Source organism: Stenotrophomonas sp. 01N47 (assembly GCF_056399165.1).
Map to the genome: position 1 here is coordinate 1 of NZ_JBFTQU010000030.1, position 590 is coordinate 590.

Annotated in this window: 2 pseudogenes; both read left to right on the forward strand. The window is 60.8% G+C overall.

The annotated features are described in order from the left end of the window. A pseudogene (locus AC1DKR_RS21035) lies at positions 1 to 294 on the forward strand (hypothetical protein); the annotation flags it as partial. A 60-nt stretch (positions 295 to 354) separates the two neighbouring features. Further along, positions 355 to 590 (forward strand): annotated as a pseudogene (locus AC1DKR_RS21040) (hypothetical protein); the annotation flags it as partial.

Below are 590 nucleotides of genomic sequence, written 5' to 3' on the forward strand. Positions count from 1 at the left end.
CTCGAAGACATGCTCAAGTACAAGCGCCTGGAAGGAGTGGGCGCGGCCCTGCGCCTGCTGGTATCAGGCGTGTTCAAAGACGGATCGCAACAGCTCGATCTGCGCGGCGTGGTGCAGGACGGCCAGCAGCCAGTGTTGCTGATCTGGGGCAGTGACGACGCGATTATTCCGGCGAACCACAGCGCCGGGCTTAAGGCCCAGGTCGAGGTACTGCCAGGTCAGGCGCACATGGTGCAGATGGAAGCGGCCGAGCAAGTCAATCGATTGATTCTGGACTTTGTGCAACAGCACTGACGCCCCTCCTGGCGACCTCTCGCGGGGTGCCAGGAGCAACTATTTCAAGGAGATTTCGCGATGAGCCTTTCAAACAATCCGCAACGCAGTATGCGTGCCGCTGTCTGGCACGGCCGCCACGATATCCGTGTCGAAGACGTTCCGCTACCAATAGCGCCACCTGCCGGCTGGGTGCAGATCCGCGTGCAGTGGTGCGGCATTTGTGGGTCCGATCTGCATGAGTACGTGGCTGGGCCGGTGTTCATACCGGTTGACGCACCACACCCACTGACCGGGATCAAGGGCCAGTGCATTCT